This is a genomic window from Donghicola sp. (assembly GCF_025210255.1).
GTDB lineage: Bacteria > Pseudomonadota > Alphaproteobacteria > Rhodobacterales > Rhodobacteraceae > Donghicola > Donghicola eburneus.
In genome coordinates this window covers 1-4256 of record NZ_JAOARZ010000002.1, presented here as the reverse complement: position 1 = coordinate 4256, position 4256 = coordinate 1, and the positions used below count along the sequence as shown (strand labels likewise).

The 4256-nt window shown below is 58.7% G+C and carries 6 protein-coding genes; 1 reads left to right on the top strand and 5 read right to left on the bottom strand.

Annotated features, from left to right (window positions below):
• From N4A58_RS00040 to N4A58_RS00020, 5 genes are all read right to left on the bottom strand, one after another.
• A partial coding sequence (locus tag N4A58_RS00040; protein ID WP_293706859.1) for a multicopper oxidase domain-containing protein occupies nt 1–566 on the bottom strand: 566 nt, incomplete at its 3' end.
• A gap of 43 nt (nt 567–609) precedes the next feature.
• Complete coding sequence (locus tag N4A58_RS00035; protein WP_293706858.1) at nt 610–1527, bottom strand: cytochrome c; 918 nt, start codon at nt 1525–1527, stop codon at nt 610–612.
• A 2-nt stretch (nt 1528–1529) separates the two neighbouring features.
• Nucleotides 1530–2141, bottom strand: coding sequence for a cytochrome c (locus N4A58_RS00030; RefSeq protein WP_293706857.1), 612 nt, complete (start codon nt 2139–2141; stop codon nt 1530–1532).
• Between the two features lie 373 nt (nt 2142–2514).
• Nucleotides 2515–2973, bottom strand: coding sequence for a cytochrome c (locus N4A58_RS00025; protein WP_293706856.1), 459 nt, complete (start codon nt 2971–2973; stop codon nt 2515–2517).
• A gap of 28 nt (nt 2974–3001) precedes the next feature.
• Complete coding sequence (locus N4A58_RS00020) at nt 3002–3562, bottom strand: L,D-transpeptidase (protein ID WP_293706854.1); 561 nt, start codon at nt 3560–3562, stop codon at nt 3002–3004.
• Nucleotides 3563–3718: 156 nt separating this feature from the next.
• Between N4A58_RS00020 and N4A58_RS00015 the strand changes: the two genes are divergently transcribed.
• A complete protein-coding gene (locus N4A58_RS00015; protein WP_043754567.1) occupies nt 3719–4021 on the top strand; it encodes a DUF2933 domain-containing protein in 303 nt (100 codons plus the stop codon).
• The last annotated feature ends 235 nt before the right edge of the window (nt 4022–4256 follow it).

Genomic DNA, 4256 nt, shown 5'->3' with positions numbered 1-4256 from the left:
TGGCTCATCATCATAGGCTGTTCGAAATTGTCGAACAGCTGCCCGCTCTCAGGGTCGAGCAACCAGTCCTCCAGAACGATGACTTCCTCGCGGTCGATGTCCGGTCCATCGACCTCTTCGACGATCAAGGCACCGCGCAAACCACGCGCGACTTGCTCGTATGAGCGATTATGCGCGTGATACCAATAGGTGCCCGCGTCCGGTACGACGAAGTCGTAGTCAAAGGTTCCACCCGGCGCCACGGCCTCCTGAGTCAGCCCTGAAACGCCGTCCATCGCGTTGTCGATCCGGATTCCGTGCCAGTGCACCGAGCTGGGGTTCGGAACCTCGTTGCGGAACCTGCGACGCACCCGATCGCCTTGTGCAACCCGGATTTCCGGGGCCGGAACAAGGCCGTCATAGCCCCAGATCTCCGTTTCCGGGTAGGTGTCCGGAAGAAGTTGTCGACGCTCAACCTTGGCAACCACGTCCTCGAACGGGGTTGCGGCATAAGCCGACCGCGGGATGGCGGCCGCACAGGCCGCCAGTGTTGTATGGCGCAAGAAATCCCGACGTGTTTGTTTCATTTCGATCCTCGAGAAAGCGGGGGTTTGTTACCCCCGCGTGATGTTAGTTCGAAGCGGGGTTCTCCGCCTCGACCGTGTCCTTGTTCAGCAGGAAAAGCGCCATCGCTTCGCGATCGGCAGGTGTCAGAAACCGAGTTCCCTCGCGAACCACTTCCGCCATGCTGCCGCCGAAAGCATCGCCCGAAGGGGTGATGCCGGTCTGGAGCGCATAAGCGAGGTTTGAAACCGTCCAGTCATTTTTGACCAGGTCTTTTGGCCGTATCGCGGGGGCCTTGCTGCCACCGGGAAGCTGGGCGTTGCCTGCAAAGGAAGCACCGATATCGCGGCCTCCCGCAAGATTGCGCGGCGTATGGCAGGCTCCGCAATGTGCCGCACCGCGCACCAATTCCCGTCCTCGATTCCATGCGTCGCTTCGCCCTTCAATCGGTTCGGTATCCGGATCGTAGAAGAACGCCGCTCGCCAGAGCTTCAGCCCCCATCGTTGGTCGAATGGGAAGCTGACATCATTTTCTGGTGCAGGCTCGTCCACGGGCGGCACGGTTTGAAACGCCGCCCAGAGGTCAGCGATATCCTGATCAGAAAAATCCGCATAGAAGGTGTACGGGAAAGACGGATAGTACGGCGTTCCATCGGGGCCGATGCCTTGCCGCACGGCTTTTGCGAACTGTGCTGCCGTCCATTCGCCCATGCCATGTTCGGGGTCGGTCGTCAGGTTGGGCGGATAGAACGTTCCGAACGGGGTTTCGAGCGGCGCCCCTCCGGCAAGTGGCGCGCCGCCCGCTTCGAAATTGGTATGACAGGCAATGCACCCACTGGCGCGCGCCAGATACGCGCCCCGGTCGACATTGCCCGCTGATGCGATCGGCGCCACCGCACTGCCGACAGGCCATGCAATCACCGCGCCGAGACCGGCCGCGCCCAGCACGGCGACCCCGCTGACTAACGTCAGGAACCGTCGCATGGTCAGTCTTCTTCCGCCCGGAAGCGTTCATGGCAAGCCGAGCAGACCTGGGTCGTCATCGCGAATGCCGCATCGGCGGGCATTTCGGCAATGGCGGCAGCATCCATCATGCCGCCTCCGCCCATCATCGTGCTCCCGCCCATCATGGTTGTATCGCTTCCCATCATGGACCCGCTTCCCATCATGGACCCGCCGCCCATCATCGAGGTGCCACCCGTGGAGGTATTGCCTCCCATGCCGCCCAATCCATTGTCGGCCGCACGTTCCAGGCCTTCAGAGTATTCTTCCAGCTGACTTGCCAATGCGGCGAAGCGGTCCCAATCGGTCCACACCTCGTCTTTGGCTTCCGAGGGCATACCCCCTGTGCCCTCGGGGAACAGCTTTGTCATGCTCTCACCGGCGTGCTGCTGGAACAGGCGCGCGGCATTTCGCACTGTTCCCGCGTCGTAGGATGTTGCGCCCTGCATCATGGGAGCCACGGTCTTGACCGCCTTCCCCATTGCCAGCATGGCATCCATGCGCTCTTTTACGATGCCGGTGGCGCCGCTATGGGCGAATGCAGTGGCTGCGGTCCCTGCAATCAACACTGCCGTTGCGATAGTCGTCTTTTTCATGTCTTCGATCCTTCTTTGGGTCTGCTTTTTCGAAAGATGTGAAATCAGACCCACTGTCGTGGCGGTGGAGGATCGCTGGTGGGGTGCAATTCGGTTCGTTGGGTCTTGCCGCCTTGCATGACAGCCTTCAGAAAATGAGGCTCGTAAACCACGTATGGCTGGAGCAACAACGCTGCCGGGACAGAACAATCGAGTCCCGGATGACAGTGGCCAGAAGCCTCGTTCGTCGATGACCCTACATCTTCGTGAGCGTGAAATTCTTGCGCCAAGGATGCCTCGCCATGATACGCTGGCGCCTCAGGCACCCCGAGAACCACTAGGAAAAGGCCGAAAACGATCGACAGAATCCACCTACTGATCCGGATCCAACGCATCAGTCGATCCCGTTGGCCCGCTGTAGTTCGCGGACATAGGCGGCCACCATCTTGACATCTCCCTGGGTCAATCCCTCGATCCTTGGCATGTTACCGAAATTCCAGTGATGCGCACGCACGCCATTTTGAGCTGCCAAAACAAAGGCCATGTCCGAATGGTGGCCTGGCTCGTAAATCTTGTGTACCAAAGGCGGCGCAACACCGTTTTGACCGGCAGCATTTTCACCGTGACACTCAGAACACTTTGCTTCGAATATGCTCTTTCCAAGCGCCGCCTGCTGCGAAAGCTCGTCAGGTAGCTTTACCTGAACGATTGGGCCGCCTTCAGCGATCTCGCTTGTGTCAGGTGGCGTCATGGAGTGGCCAACCGCTGTATCTTCGGCTCCAACGAATTGCCAAACGGCAAAACCCCCGCCGATAACAAAAACGGCACCAATCAGCGCAGTCAATTTGTCCATGCCTGTATCTTCCGCCTTGCCCGGTGGGTCAGATGAGTTTGACTTGAGTGCCGACAGGCGCCCGCTCGTAGACTTCCTCGATCTGTTCGTTGAACAGACCGATACAGCCATTTGACGACCGACGGCCGATCTTGCGCGTATCCTGTGTCCCGTGGATACGATAATATTGCCACGACAGGTACAGTGCGCGGGTGCCCAATGGGTTGTCCGGATCACCCCCCTGGATAAGTGCGGGCCATTCCGGATTGCGCTCCCGCATGGAGGGCGTCGGTGCCCAGCTGGGGTTTTTGCGTTTTTCCACCACTTCGGTGTAACCGCGTTTCGTGAGATCATCGGTCAGCGGAACCGATGTCGGGTAGATCCGCATCTCGCCATTCGCCGTCCAATGCTGAAGCGCCTTCGTCACGGTATCGGAGATGATGATCCCCTTTCCCAGCGTGTCGAAGTGATCTTGCCATTCATGAATTTGGAAAGAAGAGATGTTGCGGCGAATGATTTCGGCTCGAACCACGCTTGGTGCGGCCAAAGCGACAGCCGCATATCCCAATAGCTTTCGTCGATTGACCGTGTTGTTTCGCGACGTCTTCATGACACACTCCTAGCCTCAGGTCTGTTGCATCTCTTTTACGGGAGACCCGGCATCAGGCAACCTGACAAGGCCGCGAGAAGTGTATCCATTTGTATCCTTGACCTTACCCTGCTGGAGGGTCGCAAATGGCGTAAAGAACGAGACAAAGAGGGTGTCATGGACCACCACAGCCACAGAAAAAAGCCGATCACGGACAGGCTCATGCATTATGGTATGATGGCGTGTTGCGTCGTCATGCTGCTGCCCGTTGCGGGGTTTTTTCTTGCCGGCGGCACATTGGCGGGCATGTGGGGCAATGCAGCGGCTTTCGCCCCGCTCCTGCTGTGCGTTGGGGCGCATCTCGTGATGCACAAGTTCATGGGAAAATCGTGCCATTCCGACAAGGCAAAGGATACTATCGAGGAAACGACCGAGCCCATAACCTCCGCGATTCCAGTCGTGGTCCGCGACAGGCCGTGATGTGCGCGGGAAGGTACGCGTAGGCGCGTTGCTGTTGTCGGGTTTCATGCTTGGGGGATGTGCAGGAAGTCTTGAAGACTGCTCGGATCGCGGCGCTATCGTGTCCACGAAGCAAGCGTCAGACCTTCTGCCGGATGGGTGTCGAACCCTTTCATCTTCTGCGACTGGCGTTGCGCGAATTGTCTGTGCGGACGGTCGTCAGGGTTTTGCCACAGGTGGACTTTGACGCAATTTC